Here is a 446-nt window from a genome sequence, read left to right on the forward strand (position 1 = left end):
GCACCACCGAGGATGGCGAACCCAATGTGATGGAGATACCCCATACCCTGATCTACGACGAAGGCAGCGTCATTGGGTGGTCAGACCCATTCCCGGAAGGCATCGGTGGCGGTCATGACAACCATCTCTACCGCGTTGAGGCATGCGGGGATCAGACCTTCTTCGTCCGATCCGACGAAATCGTGGGCAATCCATACGCGGCGAGCTTCGTGGCCCAACTGCTGCCGATGTATCAGGCGTTCAACGCCGAACTAAAGGCTGAAATTGAAGGCCAACCGTAAGAGTTCTGTGGCGCAAAACAACGCGATCAGTTTTAGCGCCACAACTTCGCCTTAGCCGCCATTCGCCGCGGCGCTGAGAATCTGAAGTTTGCGCTCCTTCCGGACCTCAGATGCGGCGCGGCATCCCTGCTCTGTGTCGTCGTGACGACCGCCATTCACGGCCCA

The 446-nt window shown here is 58.3% G+C and carries 1 protein-coding gene; it reads left to right on the top strand.

Annotated features, from left to right (window positions below; translation table 11 throughout):
- On the top strand, nucleotides 1–281 hold a 281-nt coding region (locus Q0792_RS20100), incomplete at its 5' end, for a hypothetical protein (protein WP_298845356.1).
- Between the last annotated feature and the right edge of the window lie 165 nt (nucleotides 282–446).

The organism is uncultured Roseobacter sp., assembly GCF_947495025.1.
Lineage (GTDB): Bacteria > Pseudomonadota > Alphaproteobacteria > Rhodobacterales > Rhodobacteraceae > Roseobacter.